Origin of the sequence: Halomonas eurihalina (assembly GCF_008274785.1) — a bacterium.
In the GTDB taxonomy this organism is placed as follows: Bacteria; Pseudomonadota; Gammaproteobacteria; order Pseudomonadales; family Halomonadaceae; genus Halomonas; species Halomonas eurihalina.
Map to the genome: position 1 here is coordinate 1 of NZ_VTPU01000020.1, position 20,434 is coordinate 20,434.

Here is a 20,434-nt window from a genome sequence, read left to right on the forward strand (position 1 = left end):
CGAGCTTCGAGCTTCGAGCTTCGAGCTTCGAGCTTCGAGCTTCGAGCTTCGAGCTTCGAGCTTCGAGCTTCGAGCTTTAGACTTCGAGTGGCAGGTGACGAGCCGCGAGCAATGAAGCGCTCGCGACTCGAGGCTCGCGGCTCGAGACCCACGGAGTGGAATGATGCGTTATATCAGTACCCGCGGGCAGGCGCCCGCGCTTTCCTTCGAGGAGGTCGTGCTCACCGGCATGGCCAGCGACGGCGGGCTCTATGTGCCCGAGACCGTGCCTCAGCTCAGCCATGAGGAACTGGCCGACATGGCCGGGTGTTCCTACGCCGAGATCGCCTTTCGGGTGATGAAGCCCTATGTGGGCGGTGAGATCGACGACGAGACCTTCCGCGGGATCGTCCGTGATGCGTACAGCACCTTCAGTCATGACGCTGTGGTGCCGCTCAACCAGCTCGATGCCAACCATTTTCTGCTCGAGCTGTTCCATGGCCCGACACTGGCGTTCAAGGACGTGGCCCTGCAACTGCTCGGGCGGTTGCTGGATCACTTCCTTGCCAAACGCAGCGAGCGGGCGGTGATCATGGGCGCGACTTCCGGCGATACTGGCTCGGCGGCCATCGAGGGGTGCCGTCATTGCGACAACCTGGACATCTTCATCCTGCATCCGCATGAGCGGGTTTCCGAGGTGCAACGACGCCAGATGACCTCGGTGCTGGCCGATAACGTCTTCAACATCGCCATCGAGGGTAACTTCGATGATGCCCAGGCGATGGTCAAGGCGAGCTTCGCCGATCAGTCCTTCCTCAACGGGACCCGGCTGGTGGCGGTGAACTCGATCAACTGGGCGCGCATCATGGCCCAGATCGTCTACTACGTGGCCTCCGCCGTGGCGCTGGGCGCGCCGCATCGCAAGGTCAGCTTCTGCGTGCCGTCGGCTAATTTTGGCAATGTCTTCGCCGGTTACATGGCATATCGCATGGGGCTGCCGGTGGAACGCTTTGTCATTGCCACCAACGCCAACGACATCCTGCATCGCACGCTGGCCGACAACGACTTTTCCAAGCAGGAACTGGTCGCCACCCTGGCGCCCTCGATGGACATCGTGGTGTCGTCCAACTTCGAGCGCCTGCTGTTCGAGGCCTATCAGCGTGATGGCAAGGCCGTGGCCGAGCTGCTCGAGCGTTTTCAGGAGCAGCCCTCGGTATTGGCCGAAGCGCCGCTGGCGCGGCTGCGCGAGGTGTTCGCCAGCCACAGCGTTGACGATGCCACCATCCTGGAAGTGATTCGCGAGGCGCACCAGCGTACTCAGGAGATCCTCGATCCCCACACTGCCACCGGCTATCGTGCTGCCGAGCGCGAGCGGGGTGACGAGGCCGTACCGATGGTGACGCTGGCCACCGCTCATCCGGCCAAGTTCGCCGAGGCGGTGGTCAAGGCCGGTTTCCCCGGCGTGCCCTTGCCGCCGCACATGGATGATCTGCTGGAGCGCGAAGAGCGCTATGCGGTACTGCCGGCGGAGCTTTCCGCGGTGCAGGCGTTCGTTGCCGAGAACCGCCGTTAGCCCCGCCCGCTCGAGGCTGATCCGTCGACAGGTCTACGAGGGGGCGCTGTGAACCCTTCCTTGGGCGCTACCGATGCCATCCATGGCATCAGACCCCCTCTTCGACCTGTCCCCGGCGCCTCTTGCTAGGCTCGTTCCTGCGGGCCTTCATACTTCCCTCCCCCTTGCGGGGCGACGAGCGTAGCAATAGACCAGTGTTTCCCCTAATCAGAGGAGCCAGGCGTGAACGCCCCTGTCGATCTGCATGAATCCCTCAAGCCGCGTATTCTGCCGCGCCCGCGGGATGCCGCCGTGGAACAGCGCGCCCTGGCCGAGGGGCTGACGCCGCTGCAAGCGCGGATCCTGGCCGGTCGGTTGGGTGGCTACACGGACGAACTGGCGCCGCTGGTGGCGCCGAGCCTGCGCTACCTGGCGCACCCCGAACGCCTTCAGGACGGGCGTCGTGCCGCCGAACGCATCGCCCGGGCGGTGACCGAGGGCGAGCACATCGGCATCCTCACCGACTATGACGTCGACGGCATCACCTCGCATGTGGTGATTCGGCGGACGCTCAACGAGCTGTTCGGCATTCCCGAGAACCGCCTGCACAGCCTGATCGGTCACCGGATTCACGATGGCTACGGCATCAGCCTGCCGTTGGTGGAGCGCACCCTGTCGCTCTCGCCGCGCCCGAGCCTGGTGATCACCGCCGACTGCGGCAGCAGCGACGAGCCGCGCATCGCCAGGTTGCGTGAGGCCGGCATCGACGTAGTGGTCAGCGATCACCATGCCCTGCCGACGGAAGGGCCGCCGGCCTCGGCCTTCGCCACCGTGAATCCCACCCGCGACGACTGCACCTACCCTGACCCGACCATCGCCGGCTGCATGGTCGCCTGGCTGGTCATGTCGCTGACCCGCAGTGTGCTGATCGAATGGGGCGTGCTCGAGCCGGCCACGCCCAAGCTGTCGCCCTGGCTCTCCTATGTGGCGCTGGGTACGGTGGCGGACTGTGTCTCACTGGGCGGCAGTGCGGCCAATCGAGCCGTGGTCGCCCATGGCCTGACGCTGATCAATCGCATGGAGGCGGCCTGCTGGCGAACCATGGCCCAGCGGCTGGGGGATGACAGCCTGCCCTTCGACGCCGAGACCCTGGCCTTCCAGATGGGCCCGAGGATCAACGCCCGCTCGCGGCTCGACGATCCCTATGCCGCGCTGCACTTCATGCTGGCGGCGGACGACGCCACGGCGGCGCGTCACCTGGAAACGCTGGATCAGGACAATCAGTCGCGCAAGGCCATCGAGGCGGAAATGACCGAACGCGCCCGCGGCCTGGCCATGGGCGAGCTGGAGGCCGGGGCACCGCTGCTGGTGGTGCTGCTCGAGGATGGGCATCCAGGCGTGCAGGGCATCGTCGCCTCGCGGCTGGTCCAGGCCTTCGGGCGGCCCGCCCTGGTGCTGACGCCGGCCGTGCAACCCGGCATGCTCACCGGCTCCGGGCGCTCCATCGAGGCGTTGCACCTGCGCGATGCACTGCAACGGGCTTACGAGCTGGCACCGGCATCGCTGCCGCGCTTCGGCGGGCATCGGGGCGCGGCCGGTGTCGGCGTGCCCCGGGAAGCCTTCGACGACTTTCGTCAGGCGCTGCTTCAGGCGGTCAGCGAGCAATTGGGAGAAACGGAGCTGGGGCCGCGAGTCTTCACCGACGGAGAACTCGAGGCCGATCAACTGGCCCTGGAAACGCTGGACGAACTGGAAGCGCTCGGTCCCTTTGGCCGTGAGTTCGACGCGCCGCTTTTCGAAGGCGTGCTGCGGGCGGAGAGCCTGCGTACCGTGGGTGCCGACGGCAGCCACCTGATGCTCGAGTTATCCAGCGGCGCCACCAGCGTCAGGGCGATCTGGTTCCGTGCCCTGACGCCCGGCGAGATGCCGGCCTTCGATGCCGGCGACCTGCTGCGCTGCGCCTACAAGCTCAACCGCAACCGATGGCGGGGGCGGGAGTCGTTGCAACTGATCATCGAGCATGCGGAGCCGGTCCAGAACTAGGAAGATTTCCATATGATAAAATGAGCTGTACGTCCTCTTGTTGTCACCAACAGAGAAGAGTTTTTACAGCTCATCGTGAGAGCAATTCACTCCGTTCTCTTTATGTTGTTATTTTATGATTCAATTTTTCCAGTGATGGTTCGGTCGATCATCATTAGGCTTGCCGTAAGACATCCGTCAATATATCGCGGGCTTCAAGAATAAAAGGCGTAGCTGATGGGGTGGTCTGAAGAGTGAATGCTACTTCGGGCAGCGCTGGAAGGTTGTTGTCTAGGCGGACCAAGGTTTCGGGGACCGATGAAGCATTTAAACAGCCGACTCCCAATCCGGCGCTCAGTGCTATTTGTAGCCCGGCTACGCCGGTTGCAGAATGGGCAGTCTCATAAGGGTGCGAAACGTCGTTCAACTGTTGCTTGGCAAGGCGATTAAGCGCGCAATGTTCCGGCATCATCACCAGCGGTAGTGGCGTAGTTCCAAGAAGAGATATCTCTTCCGCCACCCAGTGCAAGGGTTCACGATACAACTCTATGCCACTGTCGAGTTCTATGTCTTCATTGTCGGTAAGGGGGCTCAGTGTCACGCCCAAGTCACAGCCACCATCCTTGACGATCCGGTCGATCGAGGCACTGGGTTGCACATCGACATGCAATGTTAGGCGTGGGTAACGATCGCGCAGGCGTCGTAGCACCTGGGCGATGTCGTTGGGGCGGAAGTAGTCGGTGATCGCCAAGCGTAGAGTGCCTTCCAAGTCCTTGCCCAATACCTCTTGATAGATGGAGTCATTGAGGGCCAGCAGCCGGTGGGCCTCAGCCAACAAGCGCTTTCCAGCTGGAGTGAGGGTTGCACCCCGCTTGCCACGGCTAAACAGAGGCTGTTCGCAGAAAGCTTCTAGTTTTCGTACCTGCTCACTGACTGCCGATTGGGAACGGCACAGTCGGCTGGCGGCTGCGGTGAAGCTGCCACAATCAGCGACTGTGACTAGGGCGTGGAGCAGGTCTAGATCGAAGCGGCGCATGTCTATCCATTCGATTTCGTGGTGGATAGTATCTAATATTCCCGTTTTTTCGATGAATTGGAAGGTGACACCATGATTTTCTCACACACTCGTTGGAGAAGATCTTATGCCTCGTATCACCCTGACCATTGCAGGCCAGCCGGATGACGGTCTAACCCGGAAGGCCGCTTCAGAACTAGCCCGACTGACTGGTTCTGTGCTTGGCAAAGCCCTTGATGCCACCCTGGTGATGATCGACTACTTCCCTAAGGAGCGCTGGTTTATCGCTGGCCAACCCTTGACTGACTGGGGACGCAACGGTTTCTGCCTGGAAGTGACCCTTACTGAGGGCACCAATACTCGGCAGGAAAAAGCCGACTATCATCGCCAAGCCTTCGAATTGCTTGCGGATTTGATCGGTAATGTTCATCCCCATTCCAACATCCATGTCCTCGATTGCCGGGGTGATGCTTATGGGTATGGTGGTGTAACCCAAGAATACCGCTATCAACATCCCCGTCACTTGAATGAAGGGGACAGCTAACTCGCCAAAATCCAGACACTGGGGCGCGTACACAGCAAGGAGTACGCCTCATCATGGGGGCCTGCCTGCAACTCTTGGCTGTTTGTGAGCAAAAAGGGACGGTCGAGGTTGCACCAATTGGAGTGACGCTGAAAGATTCTGGTCGTTTAGGTGGGGGCTATCCTACCGGGGTAGAAGAGATCTGAAAGTGTCTCATCACTATCACTATCGTCAGCGGATGGAGGACAGAGGTGCGTTCGAGACCTGGCCCGATCATCTATGCATTCACGGAGTCGATCAACCGACTGGCCAAAGTAAGAGTCATGAAGGTGGGGTTACTTGTCCTAGGTGATTCGAAACCGGGCGCCCATTGATCATTGTGTTCGGCGGCTCGATGGGAGTGGGAAGTACTCGGGCCCGGTGGAACGGGCCCGAGTGGTTTGGGCAGGTCAATAGGTCGGCCAGACGCCCGGGGTTGCCAGCTCCAGCAGGTGGCCGTCCGGGTCGCGGAAGTAGAGACTCTCGCCGCCCCGGGGCCAGTGCGTGCGCCCCTCGATCTCGATGCCATGACTCGTCAGGCGGCGTTCCCATTCCGCCAGTGCCTCGGCGCCGATGGCGAAGGCCATGTGCGTGCGCCCGGTGCCGTCGTGGGGCGGAATGGTGCCCATTTCATCGGGCAGGACCACGGTGTCGCGCGTCGCGCCTTCGAGAAACAGCAGCAGGACGGTACCGCCGCCAGCATCGTAGGCGGTGAAGCGCTGGTCGGCGGTGAAGGCCGAGAGTCCCATCACCTCCTCGAAGAAGGCCCGGGCACGGACCATGTCGGTGACATACAGGGCCGTTTCCAGCACACCGTCGAGTCTGGGCATGGTATCGCCTCCGTTCGTTCTTGCCTGCCTATCAGCCTAGCAGTCCCTGGGCTCAACCCAGCCAGAACCACCAGACGATCAGGGCGATCAGGCCGAGTCCGATGAGGTTGATGATCCAGCTCATGATGTCGTCTCCCGAGTGTCGGTCGCATCGCGCGGCGTGAACAGGCGCAGCCGGCTGGCGTTGCCGACCACGGTGATCGATGACAGTGACATGGCGGCGCCGGCGATCATCGGCGACAGCAGGGTGCCGGTGAGCGGGTAGAGCACGCCGGCGGCGATGGGGATGCCGAGCAGGTTGTAGCCGAAGGCGCCCATCAGGTTCTGGCGGATGTTGCGCAGGGTGGCGCGGCTGATCTCGATGGCGGCGACCACGCCGTGCAGCGAGTCGCGTATCAGGGTGATGCCGGCGCTCTCGATGGCCACGTCGGTACCCTGGCCGATGGCGAAGCCGACATCGGCCAGCGCCAAGGCCGGTGCGTCATTGATGCCGTCGCCGACCATGCCCACCACCTCGCCTTCGCTTTGCCGGCGTTCGATCTCGGCGTGCTTGTCCTCGGGCAGCAGATCGGCGCGGAAGTCGTCGATGCCGACCTCGCGGGCGATGGCCTCGGCGGTGTGGGCGTTGTCGCCGGTGAGCATGACCACCTTGAGGCCGTCGGCCTGCAGGCGCTGGATGGCTGCCACGCTGTCGTCGCGCAATGGGTCGCTGATGCCGAAGATGGCGGCGAGCCGGCCATCGACGGCCAGGTGGACGACGCTGCGGGCCTGGCGCTGCAAGCGTTCGGCAATGTCCTGGCCGGCGTCGAGCGCGACGTCCTGGTCCCGCAACAGGCGGGCATTGCCCAGCAGCAGCGCGGTGCCTTGCTCGGTGCGGGCCGTGACACCGCCACCGGTCACCGACTGGAAGTCATGGATGGTTGCGGCTTCCACTCCCGCTTCCTCGGCGTAGGCGAGAAGGGCATTGGCCAGCGGATGTTCGGAGCCACGCTCCAGGGCGGCCACCAGGGCAAGCACCTGATCGCGGTCGCCGTCGAGGATCTCGGCTTCGGTGACCCTGGGCTTGCCTTCGGTCAGGGTGCCGGTCTTGTCGACCACCAGCGTGGTCAGGCGACTGGCGGTCTGCAGCGCCTCGCCGGTTCTGACCAGCACGCCGTGTTCGGCGGCCTTGCCCACGCCGACCATGGTGGAGATCGGCGTGGCCAGCCCCAGGGCACAGGGGCAGGCGATGATCAGCACCGTGGTGGCGGTGACCAGCATGTGGATGACTCGAGGCTCGGCGCCGAGGTTGAACCAGACCAGGGCGGTGATCACGGCAATGATCATCACTGCGGGAACGAAGATGCTGGAGATGCGATCGGCGAGCTGGCCGATGGGCGGTCGCGAGTTCTGGGCGCTGGCCACCTGCTCGGTGATGCGACCGAGTCGGGTATCGGCGCCGACCCGGGTGGCGCGATAGACCAGGCCGCCCTTGCCGTTGACGGTGCCGGCGCTGACTTCGTCACCGACTGCCTTGGCCACCGGCAGCGGTTCGCCGGTGAGCATGGACTCGTCGATATGGCTGGCCCCCTCGCTTACCTCGCCATCCACCGGCAGTCGCTCGCCGGGGCGCACGCGCAGGTGATCGCCCTCGCGTACTGCCGCGATCTCGACCTCGCGCTCTTCGCCGTCGCGAATTACTCGCGCGGTGCGGCTCTGTAGATCGAGCAGGCGTCGCAATGCCTCGCTGGTGCGACCGCGAGCGCGCAGCTCCAGGGCATTGCCCAGCAGCACCAGGCCGATGACCATCGCCGAGGCTTCGAAATAGATGCCGCGCGCGGCCTCCGGCAGGGCGCTGGCAAAGGCCACCACCGCCATGGAATACAGCCAGGCGGTGCCGGTACCCATGGCGATCAGGGTATCCATGTTGGCCTGGCGATGGCGCAGGTTTTTCCAGGCATTGAGGAAGAAGTGGCGCCCGGGGAAGACCATCACGGCCAGCGTCAGCACGCCCACCACCAGCCAGTAGAGGCGACCGGCGCCGATCGGCTGGGGGTGGAAGACGAACATGCTGGCCATCAGCGGCACGGCCAGCGCCAGGGACCAGGCCGCGCCACGCATCAGGCGGCGATATTCGACGCCTTCCCGCTTGGCACGGGTATGCTCCGCCTCGCGCATGTCGAGCACTGGCTCGGCACCATAGCCGACGCCCTCCACGGCGCCGACCAGCGCATCGAAGTCGGCGTTGCCTTGTACCTGGGCCGTATGGGTGCCGAAGTTGACACTGGCCTCGGTGATGCCCGGCACATTTTCCAGTGCCCCCTGGACGGTACGCACGCAACTGGCGCAGGTCATGCCGGAAATCGAAAGTCGCCGGATGTCGCCGGTGTCCGATTGAGCTTCGTGCGACGCCGAGGCCGGCGCCGGGTAGTCGGGCGCCGAGGTATCGTCGGCGGCGGCAGGGCCGGGCGGATAGCCGGCCTCGCTCAGGGTCTCGTCCAGCACATCGTCGTCCAGCGAGGTGATGACCGTCAGGCGCTTGTCGACGGGTTCGCCGACCACCTCGGCCTCGCCGTCACGGGCCTGGATGGCGCGCCGCATGCGGCCGACGCAGCCCTGGCAGCTCATGCCGGGAATCTGGCGCTCATATCGGGTGCTCATGAAGAAGCCTCCTGACGAGGTGTCGTGGTGTCGTCTTCGGCCGCCAGTGATTCGGGAAAACTCTCGATCAGCCGGCACAGGCTATGGCCGTCCGGTGTGCCATCGGGCATGTCGGACCAAGCTTCCAGCGCTTGTTCCATGCGCGATGCCAGTGCCTCGAGTTCACGAATTCGGGCGCGGATTTCCGGAAGGCGCTCGGCCATCAGGTCGCGGACCAGCGGGCAGGGCGAGTCGCCATGGTCGGCATGTTCGAGGATCTGGCGGATCTCGGCCACGCTGAAACCAAGCGTCCTGGAGCGCTGGATGAAGCGCAGGCGCTCCAGGTCGGTACCGTCGTAGCGCTGATAGCCGTTGTCGGGATCGCGCTCGGGAGCAAGCAGTCCCTCGCGAGTGTAATGGCGTACGGTTTCGGCGGTGACGCCGGCGTGGCGTGCCAGTTCGCTGACTTTCATGCCGTCCTCGTCTAAGTGATGGCGTTGCCGGCAGTTTAAAACCTTTGTGTAACACAAGGGTCAAGAGGGCGGCACGAAAGCCAATCTCGCGGTTTGGGGCCTTCGCGTAACCGATTGAAAAGAAAGCGGTCAAACGGGTGTGTGACTAAAGTATGAGCATGTTTTGCGTTAAAACGAACGTTTGGACTTGATCGTCGGGATGGGTTTCGCAAACACTGAAGCCACGTGACTGCCCCCGTGGCTAGCGAGATAACAATCACCCATCACGACTAGGGATGTCTGCTCATGCAAAACCAGCTCAACAAGCTTACTGTCGCCGTGGCCTTGGCGTCTGCCGTGCTGGCGTCCAGCCAGGTCGCCGCGTCGGGTTTCCAGGTTCGTGAACAGAGCGCCAAGGCGCTGGGCAACGCCATGGCCGGGGCGGCAGCCGGTGCCGAGGATGTCAGCTACATGACTTTCAACCCGGCGGCCATCGGTAATGTCGACGGAACCCAGGTGGCCGGTGGCATTTCCTATATCGATGCCAACTTCGAGTTGACCGACGCCGCGGCGGGCCCCGCCGGGCTGCCTTTGAGCTATGACCGTGGTGGCTCTCGCGAAGGGGGGGAGGAAGCCTGGGTGCCCAGCTTCGCCTTCAAGACGCAGCTTGATGACCAGTTCGACTTCGGTCTGTCGGTATCGGCGCCGTACGGCCTCTCGACGGAGTACGACAAGGGCTGGATTGGCCGCTATCACGCCATCGAGACCGACCTGCAGACTATCGATATCCAGCCGACGCTGAACTATCGCGCTACCGATCGTCTCAACCTCGCCGTGGGGCTGAGGGCCCAGTATGCCGATGCAACGCTTTCCAATGCGATCGATCTCGGCGGAATGTCCGGCAGCCCGGCCTTGGTCGGCAATGCCGATGGCAAGGCCGAGGTCACCGGCGACGACTGGGGCTATGGCTACACCCTGGGGGCGCTGTTCCAGGCCACCGAGCGCACCCGTTTGGGGATCAGCTATCGCTCCGAGGTCGACCTGACGCTGGAGGGCGATGTCAACTACAGTGCCCGCAATGCTGCCGGCCAGCAGATTCTGGCAGGCGCCCAGGCCATGGGGCAGTTGCGGGATGCCGGGGGCACGGCGGATCTGACTACGCCGGCCAACATGAACCTCGGCGTCTACCATCAGTTGACCGACCGTATCGCCCTGATGGCCAACGCCGAATGGACCGAGTGGAGCAGCTTCGATGAGCTGGTTGTCGAGTCCGGTGGCCAGGACCTGAGCACTACGACCGAGAACTGGGACGATACCTGGGCCTTCTCGGTGGGTGCCAACTACCAGCTTAACCGGGAGTGGATCCTGCGCGCTGGCCTGGGGGTCGACGAGTCGCCAGTGCCGGATAGCGAGCACCGTACGCCGCGCGTGCCGGATGCCGACCGCCAGTGGGCGACGCTCGGCGCGACCTGGATGCCGACGCGAAACCTCGGCGTGTCGGCGGGCTATATGCGCGTGTTCGGCGATGATGGCGACATCAACCAGTCCGGCGCCAAGGCCGAGAATGCCACTCGCGGCGATCTGTCCGGCACCTACGAGGTCGATGCCAACGTCTTCGCGCTCTCGGTGGATTACCGCTTCTAACGGCGCGGCCTTCGCGCTGCGTGACCACGACGGGACCCGGCCAAGGCCGGGTCCCGTCGTTTCGTTGCCCTTTGCTGTTCTGTCTCCGAGGAATCGCCGCGCAGGGGCCGGGCCTCGTGCCCGGCCGTGATGCTAGAGCGGTGCTCAGAAGTTGTAGCGCACCAGCAGGTTCGTTTCATCGTTGCCGATGTCACTTGCGCCGTCGGCATCGACGGAGTCGTCGAACTTGCGCTCCAGGGCGATGATCAGGTTTTCGTCGAAGGTCAGCCAGGCCGCGCCGGCCAGGTAGAAGGCGCTGCGTGCTTCGGAGTCGCTGTCTTCCAGGCGGTTGAAGCCGGTGTAGAGCTGTACCTTGCCGGGCACCTGACCCTTGAGGTTGTACAGCGCCACCCCTTCGACGCCCCGGGCCTCGTCGACGATGCCGTCGGTCGTGTCGACGCCGCTGAAGTTGCCCTCGCGGATCAGGTTGTCGTAGCGGCCGCCGGTCAGCGCGAAATACCAGTTGCCCGGCGTCCAGCGTGCGGCGAGCAGGCCGGCATCGACGTTCTTCGAGCGCTTGCCGCCAGCGGCGGTCTTGGCGTCGATGGCGCTGTGGGTGTAGGTCGCGCCCAGCGACAGATCCTCGGTCGGCTGCCAGACAACGGCTCCCTGAGCGGTATAGTCGCGCTCGAAGCCGGTCAGGTTGCCGGTATAGCCGGCCCCGGTCGGCACATCGTCGCGGGAGGTCTGGTAGAGCACCCCGAGGCTCCAGTCGCCCCAGGTGTTCTTGTAGGACACTGCATTGTCGGGTCGGCCATTGCCCTCGAAGCCGCCGTCGCTGAAGGCGCCGTTGAAGCTGCCCTGGGCGGTGGCGCCGTTGTACCAGAACCAGTCGGTCCAGTAGGCGACCATGTCGTACCACAGCGAATATTGCTTGCCGATCAGAAGGGTGCCGTAGTCGTCATGGCGCACGCCGGCGTAGAGCATGCGCTTGTAATGACCGTCGTTGCCGTGCTCGAAGAAGGGGTCGAAGCCCCATTCGGCGCGTGCCACGGATGACCAGCCGTGCTCGAACTCATGCTCGTGGATCAGGCGAATGCGCGAGCCGGCATTGGTCGGGTCGTGGTCATCATCGACGTTGTCGATGAAGCTGCTGCCGGCCGCGATACGACCGCTGATGGTGAGCTTGTCCTTGTCGGTTTCGTAGGCCGTGAAGGCCAGTGCCTGCTGGGTGGCGAGGGTGGCGCCGATGGCGACGGCCAGCCCGGTCAGTTTGTAGTGATGGAACATGCCAAACCTTTTGGGTTGTTGTGTTTCTTGTGAATCCGCGGATGGCGGAGCGGCTCGTTGACGGTCGGATCGGCCGGCAGCGAGCGAAATGCTGCCGGGCGTGTCATGGCGGTATGCCAGTCGTGATCATGCCGTCCTGCATGAGCGGTCTCCTTTGCGGGTGAATGAAGGGCCGAGCCCTGGCGTATGGCCGCAGTCGCCTCTGGCGGGCGCCTGAGGGCGCCCGCGGCCGGATGGGAGAGTCGGAATCCGTCGCTCGTCAGGCGGCGTCGTCGACGAAGGCCGCCCGCATCAGTTCCCGGGTATAGGCGTCGCGCGGGTTGGCGAAGATCGCCTCGGTCGGTCCCTGTTCGACGACCTGGCCCGATTTCATCACCACCACGGTGTCGGCCAGGGCGCGTACCACCGCGAGGTCGTGGCTGATGAACAGATAGGTCAGGCCGTATTTCGCCTGGAGGTTGCGCAACAGCTCGATCACCGTGACCTGTACGGAACGGTCGAGCGCCGAGGTCGGTTCGTCGAGCAGCAGGAACTCCGGCTTGAGCACCAGGGCGCGAGCGATGGCGATGCGCTGGCGCTGGCCGCCGGAGAACTCGTGGGGATAGCGGTTGCGCATGGCCGGGTCGAGCGCCACTTCCTCCAGGGCCTCGATGACCCGGCGTTCGCGCTGGCGCCGGTCGAGTTCCGGGTGATGGACGCGCAGCCCTTCGCTGATGACCTCGCCGACGGTCAGGCGCGGAGAGAGCGAGCCGAAGGGATCCTGGAAGACAACCTGCAGGCGCGAACGCAGCGGGCGCATGCCGGCGCCATCCAGGGCGGTGAGGTCGCTGTCGTCAAAGCGGATGTCGCCGCTGCTCTTGAGCAGGCGCAGCAGGGCGCGGCCGAGCGTCGACTTGCCGGAGCCGGATTCGCCGACCACGCCGACGGTCTGGCCGCGCTGGATGGTCAGGTCGATGCCGCGTACCGCCTCGAAGTACGAGCTGGGCCGGAACAGGCGCTTCTTGAGAGCGAAGCGGACGCGCAGGTTCCGCGCCTCCAGCAGGACCGGTGCGCTGGCCTCGACAGGCGACTTGCCGCCGCGCGGTTCGGCGTCGATCAGCATGCGCGTGTAGTCGTGGCGGGGATTGGCGAAGACCTCGGCGGTGTTGCCGCGTTCGACCATCTCTCCGCGCTGCATCACGCAGACCCGGTCGGCGAAATGCCGCACGATGCCCAGGTCATGGGTGATGAACAGGATCGCCATGCCATAGCGGGCCTGCAGCGACTTGAGCAGTTGCAGGATCTGCGCCTGGACGGTGACATCCAGGGCCGTGGTGGGTTCGTCGGCGATCAGCAGTTCCGGCTCGCAGGCCAGTGCCATGGCGATCATCACCCGCTGGCGCTGGCCGCCGGAGAGTTCGTGGGGATAGCTGCCGATGCGCCGCTCAGGCTCGGGAATGCCGACCTGTTCCAGCAGCTCGATGGCCCGGGTGCGGGCTGCTCGACCCTTGGCCTTGTTGTGTCGGGTCAGGACCTCGATGATCTGGGCGCCGATGCGGTGCAGCGGATTGAGCGAGGTCATCGGCTCCTGGAAGATCATCGAGATGGCATTGCCGCGGATGCGTCGCATGCGGCGCGGTGTGGCGGCAAGTAGATCCTCGCCGCGAAAGCGGATCGCGCCGCGGGCCTGGGCCAGCTCGGGCAGCAGGCGCATGGCGGCGGTGGAGGAGACCGATTTGCCGGAGCCGGATTCGCCGACCAGCGCCACCGTCTCACCGGCACGGATGTCGAAGCTCACGTCCTTGACCGCCGGGACGGTGCCATCGGGAAGCTGGAAGTCGACGCTCAGGTTGTCGATCTCGAGCAGGGTGTCGCTCATGGCGTCCTCCTAGCGGGTCTTGGGGTCCAGGGCGTCGCGCAAGCCATCGCCCAGGAAGTTGAGACAGAACAGCGTCATCGCCAGGAACACCGAGGGCACCAGCAGCATCCAGGGGGAGCTCTGCATCATGTCGGTGCCTTCGGAAATCAGCACGCCCCAGCTGGTCAGTGGCTCCTGCACGCCGAGGCCGAGAAACGACAGGAAACTCTCGAGCAGGATGACCTTGGGCACGGTCAGGGTGACGTAGACGATCACCGGGCCGATGGCATTGGGTATCAGGTGGCGGGTGACGATCCGGGAGTCGCGCACGCCCAGGGCGTGGGCCGCCTCGACGAACTCGCGCTGCTTGAGCGCCAGGGTCTGGCCGCGCACGATGCGTGCCATGTCCAGCCACTCCACGGCGCCGATGGCGGCGTAGATCAGCAGGATGTTGCGGCCGAACACCACCATCAGCAGGATCACCAGGAACATGAAGGGCAGCGAGTACATGATGTCGACGAAGCGCATCATGATGTTGTCCACCCGGCCGCCGAGATAGCCGGAGATGGCGCCGTAGAGCACGCCGATCACCAGGCTGACGAGGCTCGCCACCAGGGCCACCGACAGCGAGACCCGGCCGCCGTACAAGGTGCGGGTGAGCAGGTCGCGGCCGTTGGCGTCGGTGCCGAGGAAGTGCCCGCCCTCCAGGCTCGGCGGAGCATTGAAGGCATTCCAGTCGACCTCCGCCAGCCCCCAGGGCAGGACATAGGGGCCGAACAGGCAGATCAGGGTGATCACGATCAGCATCACCAGGCTGACCATGGCCGCGCGGTTCTGCTTGAGTCGCCGCCAGGCATCGCGCGTCAGGCTCTCGCCGGCTGCCGGCGCTGCACCCGGAGCGAGATCATCGCCCGGGGCATGACGGTCGCCGTCGTGGGTAAGGGGTTCAGTGGTCATGGCTATCCGCTCCCTGCGGGTCAGTCGTCATGGCGGATCTGCGGATCCAGCGCGGAATAGAGCAGGTCGACGATCAGGTTCATCAGCACGATCAGCGCGCCGTAGAACACCACCGTGCCCATCACCAGGGTGTAATCACGATTGAGCGCGCCCTGCACGAAGTAGCGACCGATGCCGGGGATGCCGAAGATCTGCTCGATCACCACCGAGCCGGTGATGATCCCGGCGACGGCCGGCCCGAGGTAGGACGTCACCGGCAGCAACGCCGGGCGCAGCGCGTGACGCCAGATGACCTGGGACTCAGCCAGCCCCTTGGCCCGGGCGGTGCGGATGTAGTGGCTGCCCAGCACCTCGATCATGCTGGCGCGCATCATCCGCGCGATGTAGGCGATCTGCTGGATCGACAGGGCGATGACCGGCAGCACCAGATTGGGCAGGGCGCCGCCGTTCCAGCCGCCGGCCGGCAGCCAGGCCAGCAGCACGCCAAACACCAGCGCCAGGATCGGCGCGATGACGAAGTTGGGAATCGCGATGCCGGCCAGTGCCGTGCCCATCACCAGGTAGTCGATGGTCGAGTTGCGCTTGAGCGCGGCGATCACGCCCAGCGGCAGGCCCAGCAACAGGGCCAGCAGGATCGCCAGCCCGCCGATCTCCAGGCTGACCGGGAAGCCCTGCATGATCAGCTCGGTGACCGAGAAGTCCTTGTACTTGAAGGAGGGGCCGAAGTCGCCCTGCAACAGGTTGCCCATGTAGCGCAGGTACTGCATCGGCAAGGGCTCGTCCAGATGATAGGCGGCCATCAGGTTGGCCTCGATCTCCGGCGGCAGGGCCCGTTCGCCGTCGAAGGGGCCGCCGGGGGCGATGCGCATCAGAAAGAACGAGATGGTGATCACGATCAGCATCGTGGGAATGGCCTGCAGCAGCCGTTTCAGCGTATAGCTCAGCATGACGGCCTCCGGGGCATGGGGCGATGATGTGGGGCGGTAGGGAACATCACGGGGCTAGTCCTCGAGCTGGATGTAGCGCAGTGGGTGAACGTCGATGGCGGTGGTCTGCCAGCCCTTGACCTCGGGGGCGACCAGGTGAGCGCTGACATAGTCGTAGAGCGGCAGCAGGGCGTGGTCGTCGAGCAGCATCTGCTCGGCTCGAGTCATCAGCTCGGCGCGGCGCTCGGTGTCCAGCTCTCGGGTGCTGCGCTCGACCAGGGCGTCGTAGTCCTCGTTGCGATAGCCGGAGCTGCGCTGTGCGGAGCCGCCCTCGGCATAGGCGTTGAGAAAGTCGTAGGGGTCGTTGATGGTGGCGGCCATGCCGTAGCGGGCGATCTCGAAGTCGCCCTCGTTGACCGTCGCGAAGTGCACGGCTGCCTCGGCGTTGATCAGCTCCACCTCGACGCCCAGCGGCTTCCACATGGCGGCCACGGCCACGGCGATCTTCTTGTGGTCCTCGAGGGTGTTGTAGCGCAGCGTCACGCGCAGCGGGTTGTCGGGGCCGTAGCCGGCCTCTTGCATCAGGCGCTTGGCCCGCGCCAGTCGTTGCTCCATCGGCTGCTCGGCGAGCGCCAGCGAGCCGTGGGTGCCGCCCTCGGTGGCGCGCGGCACATACCAGTACGAGGCACGTTGCCCCATGCCGAGGATGCGATCGGTGATCACCTCGCGCCGCACGGCGAGGCTGAGCGCCTCGCGCACGCGTTCGTCGGCCAGTGGCTGGCCGTCACGCAGGTTGAACATGTAGAAGTATTCGGCGACCAGCGGCCCCACGCGGAGGGACTCGCCGAGATTGTCCTTCACCCAGTCGAAACGCGAGGCGGGCACGCCGGAGTAGGAGATGTCCAGGTCTCCGGCGCGAAAGCGGTTGAGGGCGGAACCGATGTCGTCGATGGGATAGAAGGTCACGCCGTCCAGGGAGACCGTGTCGGCGTCGTGGAAGTGCGGGTTCCGCTCGAGGTCGATGCGTGCCTGGGGGCGCCATTCCTGCAGGGTGAAGGCGCCGCTCGACACCATGGTGCCGGGGCGGGTCCATTCATCTCCGGCTTTCTCGACGAGATGGCGGGGCAGTGGTGCGGCCTCGCCCATGGCCAGCGCCTGCAGGAAGTAGGCGGTGGGCTCGTCGAGCTGGATGACCAGGGTGTGTTCGTCCGGTGCCGAAACGCCAAGCTCGCTCGGCTCGACCTGGCCGGTATTGACTGCCCGGGCGTTTTTTATCGGGTAATAGAGATTGGCGTTGTGGCTGGCGATGGCCGGTTTCAGCAGGCGCCGCAGGGCGAAGACGGCGTCGTCGGCGGTGATCGGCGTGCCGTCGGACCACTCGGCCTGGCGCAAGTGGAAGGTGTAGGTGGTGCCGTCGTCGCTGATGGTCCAGGACTCGGCGAGGCCGGGAATCAGGCTGCCATCGGCGGCATAGGTGACCAGGCGCTCGAAGAGGGCGCGGGTGATACGGGTCTCCCAGACACCGTTGGTCTTCTGGGGATCGAGCGTACCGGGTTCGGCGCCATTGCCGACCTGCAGGACGGCGGCAGGGGCACTCTGCGCCGCGCTAGCCACCAGGGTGGCCAGCAGCGCCGCACGCGTGAAACGGTGAGACAACATGGGGCATTCCTTCGCGAGAGAACATCGACGGTATGGCGCGCTCTACCGGGGGGGGAGCGCGCCGCTCACGGTTCGAGGATCACTGATCGAACGAGATCCAGCGCGAGGGATGGTCATCCTCGACGTTGTCTTCCCAGCCGTTGATGGCCGGGTTGACCAGGTTGCGCGACACGTAATAGAGCAGCGGCAGGATCGCGTAGTCGTTCAGTGCCGCCTGTTCGGCCTGCTCGAGAAGGGCTTCGCGTTCGTCGGCATCCAGGGTGCTGGCAGCCTGGTCCGTCAGGTCGTCGAACTCGGCATTGGAGTAGGCGCCGTAGTTGTTGCCGACGCCGCTGTGCAGCAGGCTGAGGAAGTTCTCGGCGTCGTTGTAGTCGGCGATCCAGCCGGCCCGGGCGATGTCGAAGTCACCCTCGGCGATGGTCTGGTAGTGCACCGTGGCTTCCGAGTTGATCATCTCGACTTCGACGCCCAGCGGGCGCCACATGGCGGCCAGGGCAACGGCGATCTTCTTGTGCTCGTCGTTGGTGTTGTAGCGCAGGCGCAGCTGCAGCGGGTTGTCGGGGCCGTAGCCGGCCTCCTCGAGAAGCTGGCGGGCGCGTGCCATGCGCTCGTCCATGCTGCCTTCCTGCGGCATCTGCTGGACGTCATAGTGGTGGACGCCCTCGGGCACGAAGGAGCGCGAAGGCAGGAAGGTGCCACCCATGATCTGCTCGGAGAGTACCTTGCGGCGCACCACGAGGCTGAGCGCCTCGCGCACCTTCGGATCGGCGGTCGGGTGGCCCTCGCGGTGGTTGAAGACGTAGTAGTAGCTGCCCAGGTAGGGCGCCATGTGGGTAGCCTCGGGCAGTTCCTCCTGCAGCATGCCGTACATGCTGGAGGAATATTCGCGCATGATGTCCAGCTCGCCCGAGCGGAAGCGCGAGACGCCAGCGTTGCGGTCCTCGACCGTGTAGTAGTTGACCCCGTCCAGGGCGACCTCGTCGGCGTCGTAGTACTCGGGGTTGCGGCTCACGCTGATGCGCGACTGCGAGACCCATTCCTCGGGGGTGAAGGCGCCGTTGGTGACGATGTTGTCGAGCTTGACCCACTTTCTCCCGTATTCCTCGACGGCGTGCTTGGGCGCCGGGTAGGCGGTGTAGTGGGTCAGCAACTGGATGAAGTAGGGCGTGGGCGCGGTGAGTTCGACCTGGAAGGTGCGACCACCGTCGAGGGAGGCCACGCCCAGAGCGTCCTGGGGCTTCTCGCCGGTGTTGACCGCTTCGGCGTTGACGACCGGATAGAGCATGTAGGCGTATTTGGAGGCGTTCTTCGGGTCGAGCATATGTTGCCAGCCGAACACGAAATCCTCGGCGGTGACCGGTTCGCCATCGGACCAGGCGGCATCCTCGCGGATGTGGAAGGTATAGGTCTTGCCGTCGTCGGAGACCTCCCAGGAGGTTGCCATGCCGGGCAGCACCTCGCCGTCCGGAGCCTTCTTGACCAGGCCTTCGTAGACGTCCATCAGGATCTGGGATTCCCAGATACCACCGGACACTTGGGAGGTATCGAAGGAAGCGAGTTCGCCGGTGACGCCCAGGTTGAGAGTCTGTGCCGCCACGGGCGACACCAACAGGGCTGAAGCGAGCGCGATGGCGCCCGCCAGAGGGGTACGAATCTGGGTCATGGATTTCTTCCCTGACGTTGTTGTTGTGGTCGGCACAGGATGTCGGTGCCGCTCTCTTCGACCTTCGGACGCGCCCGGCAATAAGTCCATGTGAAATTTCACATAGCGTGTTACGAATCTTGCATGGCCCCGCAGTGACGCCGTTCGTACGGGCGTTTGACCGGGACGGGATGACGCTGTGAGGGCATTTGGCTACAATGCTCCTCTTTCCCTGCCGCCGGGTTTCGTCCGGCGGACATTTCTTTGCGCAATCAGCAGGCGAACGCCATGCAGGAAGTCAATCCCATCAACCACCTCATCAAGGACCTGTCTGAGCGGACAGATGTCCTGAGGGGGTATCTTTGACTATGCCGAGAAGAAAGAACGGCTAGAGGAAGTCTCACGCGAGCTCGAGGATCCGGAGGTCTGGAATGACCCGGACTATGCCCAGAAGCTGGGCAAGGAACGGGCGACCCTGGAGATGGTGGTCGACACCATCGATACCCTGGAGCGCGGACTGAACGACAACCGCGACCTGCTCGAACTGGCTGAGATGGAGGAGGACGCGGATACCGTCGACGAGGTGAGCCGCGAGCTGGAAAGCCTCCGGGCCAATCTCGAGAAGCTCGAGTTCCGGCGCATGTTTGCCGGCGAGATGGACCCCAATAACGCCTATCTGGACATCCAGGCGGGCTCGGGCGGCACCGAGGCCCAGGACTGGGCCAACATGCTGCTGCGCATGTATCTGCGCTGGGCCGAGCACCATGGCTTCAAGGCCGATCTCATCGAGCTGTCCGCCGGTGAGGTGGCGGGGATCAAGTCGGCCACGGTGCATATTCAGGGCGAATACGCCTTCGGCTGGCTGCGCACCGAGACCGGCGTGCACCGGCTGGTGCGCAAGAGCCCCTTCGACTCCGGTGGGCGACGGCATACTTCCTTTGCCTCGGTCTTCCTGTCGCCGGAAGTCGACGACAGCTTCGAGGTCGAGATCAACCCGTCGGATCTGCGCGTCGATACCTATCGTTCCAGCGGCGCCGGCGGCCAGCACGTCAACACCACCGACTCGGCGGTACGGATCACCCACGAGCCGACCGGCATCGTGGTGGCCTGCCAGAGCCAGCGCAGCCAGCACGCCAACCGCGACTTCGCCATGAAACAACTCCGGGCGAAGCTGTGGGAACATGAGATGGACAAGCGCAACGCCGCCAAGCAGGCTGCCGAAGACTCCAAGGCAGACATCGGCTGGGGCAGCCAGATCCGTTCCTATGTGCTGGACGACCAGCGCATCAAGGATCTGCGCACCGGCGTTCAGTCGAGTAGTTGCGAGAAGGTGCTGGACGGGGATCTGGACCAGTTCATCGAAGCCAGCTTGAAACAGGGGCTCTGAAGCGCCGCGAGCCCTGGAAGGCGAGCTACGAGTCGCGAGAAACGAGATGCGAAACCCGAAAACCCAGCTCGTAACCCGCAGC

15 protein-coding genes are annotated in these 20,434 nt (G+C 64.5%); 5 read left to right on the forward strand and 10 right to left on the reverse strand.

All coding sequences use genetic code 11. The annotated features are described in order from the left end of the window. Window positions 1–163: 163 nt before the first annotated feature. The gene (thrC, locus tag FZZ93_RS16025) at window positions 164–1,552 is read left to right on the forward strand and encodes a threonine synthase (protein ID WP_149323349.1); all 1,389 of its coding nucleotides are present in this window, start codon (window positions 164–166) and stop codon (window positions 1,550–1,552) included. Window positions 1,553–1,774: 222 nt separating this feature from the next. Continuing rightward, on the forward strand, window positions 1,775–3,574 hold the full coding sequence (locus tag FZZ93_RS16030) for a single-stranded-DNA-specific exonuclease RecJ (protein WP_149323307.1): 1,800 nt from the start codon (window positions 1,775–1,777) through the stop codon (window positions 3,572–3,574). A gap of 154 nt (window positions 3,575–3,728) precedes the next feature. Here the strand turns inward: FZZ93_RS16030 and FZZ93_RS16035 are convergent, their stop codons facing one another. Continuing rightward, window positions 3,729–4,589: a LysR family transcriptional regulator gene (locus FZZ93_RS16035; RefSeq protein WP_149323308.1), complete on the reverse strand. Its 861-nt coding sequence runs from the start codon at window positions 4,587–4,589 to the stop codon at window positions 3,729–3,731. Window positions 4,590–4,695: 106 nt separating this feature from the next. On the opposite strand from FZZ93_RS16035, the gene FZZ93_RS16040 reads away from it, so the two are divergent. Continuing rightward, window positions 4,696–5,112, forward strand: a complete 417-nt coding sequence (locus FZZ93_RS16040) for a tautomerase family protein (protein ID WP_149323309.1) — start codon at window positions 4,696–4,698, stop codon at window positions 5,110–5,112. Window positions 5,113–5,540: 428 nt separating this feature from the next. On the opposite strand, the gene FZZ93_RS16045 is transcribed toward FZZ93_RS16040, so the two are convergent. The 3 genes from FZZ93_RS16045 to FZZ93_RS16055 all read right to left on the reverse strand — a co-directional run bounded on the left by FZZ93_RS16045 (window position 5,541) and on the right by FZZ93_RS16055 (window position 9,052). Then, entirely contained in the window at window positions 5,541–5,960 is a 420-nt protein-coding gene (locus FZZ93_RS16045; protein WP_013333610.1) for a VOC family protein, read from the reverse strand. Between the two features lie 120 nt (window positions 5,961–6,080). Then, window positions 6,081–8,600: a heavy metal translocating P-type ATPase gene (locus FZZ93_RS16050; RefSeq protein WP_149323310.1), complete on the reverse strand. Its 2,520-nt coding sequence runs from the start codon at window positions 8,598–8,600 to the stop codon at window positions 6,081–6,083. After that, window positions 8,597–9,052 carry a MerR family transcriptional regulator gene (locus FZZ93_RS16055; RefSeq protein ID WP_149323311.1) on the reverse strand — a complete coding sequence of 152 codons (456 nt, stop codon included), beginning with the start codon at window positions 9,050–9,052 and terminating at the stop codon, window positions 8,597–8,599. The genes FZZ93_RS16050 and FZZ93_RS16055 overlap by 4 nt, the downstream gene beginning before the upstream one ends. A 285-nt stretch (window positions 9,053–9,337) precedes the next feature. Between FZZ93_RS16055 and FZZ93_RS16060 the strand changes: the two genes are divergently transcribed. Beyond that, the gene (locus tag FZZ93_RS16060; RefSeq protein WP_149323312.1) at window positions 9,338–10,675 is read left to right on the forward strand and encodes an OmpP1/FadL family transporter; all 1,338 of its coding nucleotides are present in this window, start codon (window positions 9,338–9,340) and stop codon (window positions 10,673–10,675) included. A gap of 144 nt (window positions 10,676–10,819) precedes the next feature. On the opposite strand, the gene FZZ93_RS16065 is transcribed toward FZZ93_RS16060, so the two are convergent. From FZZ93_RS16065 to FZZ93_RS16090, 6 genes are all read right to left on the reverse strand, one after another. Further along, window positions 10,820–11,944: a porin gene (locus FZZ93_RS16065; protein ID WP_149323313.1), complete on the reverse strand. Its 1,125-nt coding sequence runs from the start codon at window positions 11,942–11,944 to the stop codon at window positions 10,820–10,822. Window positions 11,945–12,203: 259 nt separating this feature from the next. After that, window positions 12,204–13,802, reverse strand: a complete 1,599-nt coding sequence (locus FZZ93_RS16070) for an ABC transporter ATP-binding protein (protein ID WP_149323314.1) — start codon at window positions 13,800–13,802, stop codon at window positions 12,204–12,206. Between the two features lie 9 nt (window positions 13,803–13,811). Then, entirely contained in the window at window positions 13,812–14,738 is a 927-nt protein-coding gene (locus tag FZZ93_RS16075; RefSeq protein ID WP_149323315.1) for an ABC transporter permease, read from the reverse strand. Window positions 14,739–14,758: 20 nt separating this feature from the next. Then, window positions 14,759–15,685: an oligopeptide ABC transporter permease OppB gene (gene oppB / locus FZZ93_RS16080; RefSeq protein WP_149323316.1), complete on the reverse strand. Its 927-nt coding sequence runs from the start codon at window positions 15,683–15,685 to the stop codon at window positions 14,759–14,761. 54 nt (window positions 15,686–15,739) lie between these two features. Next, the gene (locus FZZ93_RS16085) at window positions 15,740–17,323 is read right to left on the reverse strand and encodes a peptide ABC transporter substrate-binding protein (protein WP_149323317.1); all 1,584 of its coding nucleotides are present in this window, start codon (window positions 17,321–17,323) and stop codon (window positions 15,740–15,742) included. Window positions 17,324–17,402: 79 nt separating this feature from the next. Further along, entirely contained in the window at window positions 17,403–18,986 is a 1,584-nt protein-coding gene (locus FZZ93_RS16090) for a peptide ABC transporter substrate-binding protein (RefSeq protein ID WP_149323318.1), read from the reverse strand. A gap of 267 nt (window positions 18,987–19,253) precedes the next feature. On the opposite strand from FZZ93_RS16090, the gene prfB reads away from it, so the two are divergent. After that, window positions 19,254–20,352, forward strand: a protein-coding gene (prfB, locus tag FZZ93_RS16095; RefSeq protein WP_149323319.1) for a peptide chain release factor 2 whose coding sequence is annotated in 2 segments (ribosomal slippage) — window positions 19,254–19,328 and window positions 19,330–20,352 — 1,098 coding nt in all. Because the reading frame shifts where the segments join, the coding sequence is not laid out codon by codon here. The last annotated feature ends 82 nt before the right edge of the window (window positions 20,353–20,434 follow it).

Bases quoted from the DNA above. Each gene is read 5' to 3' on its own strand.
- FZZ93_RS16040 (WP_149323309.1), top strand. From the start codon at position 4,696: ATGCCTCGTATCACCCTGACCATTGCAGGCCAGCCGGATGACGGTCTA.
- FZZ93_RS16050 (WP_149323310.1), bottom strand. From the start codon at position 8,600: ATGAGCACCCGATATGAGCGCCAGATTCCCGGCATGAGCTGCCAGGGC.
- FZZ93_RS16075 (WP_149323315.1), bottom strand. From the start codon at position 14,738: ATGACCACTGAACCCCTTACCCACGACGGCGACCGTCATGCCCCGGGC.
- FZZ93_RS16045 (WP_013333610.1), bottom strand. From the start codon at position 5,960: ATGCCCAGACTCGACGGTGTGCTGGAAACGGCCCTGTATGTCACCGAC.
- FZZ93_RS16065 (WP_149323313.1), bottom strand. From the start codon at position 11,944: ATGTTCCATCACTACAAACTGACCGGGCTGGCCGTCGCCATCGGCGCC.
- FZZ93_RS16090 (WP_149323318.1), bottom strand. From the start codon at position 18,986: ATGACCCAGATTCGTACCCCTCTGGCGGGCGCCATCGCGCTCGCTTCA.
- FZZ93_RS16070 (WP_149323314.1), bottom strand. From the start codon at position 13,802: ATGAGCGACACCCTGCTCGAGATCGACAACCTGAGCGTCGACTTCCAG.
- thrC (WP_149323349.1), top strand. From the start codon at position 164: ATGCGTTATATCAGTACCCGCGGGCAGGCGCCCGCGCTTTCCTTCGAG.
- FZZ93_RS16055 (WP_149323311.1), bottom strand. From the start codon at position 9,052: ATGAAAGTCAGCGAACTGGCACGCCACGCCGGCGTCACCGCCGAAACC.
- FZZ93_RS16060 (WP_149323312.1), top strand. From the start codon at position 9,338: ATGCAAAACCAGCTCAACAAGCTTACTGTCGCCGTGGCCTTGGCGTCT.
- FZZ93_RS16035 (WP_149323308.1), bottom strand. From the start codon at position 4,589: ATGCGCCGCTTCGATCTAGACCTGCTCCACGCCCTAGTCACAGTCGCT.
- oppB (WP_149323316.1), bottom strand. From the start codon at position 15,685: ATGCTGAGCTATACGCTGAAACGGCTGCTGCAGGCCATTCCCACGATG.
- FZZ93_RS16085 (WP_149323317.1), bottom strand. From the start codon at position 17,323: ATGTTGTCTCACCGTTTCACGCGTGCGGCGCTGCTGGCCACCCTGGTG.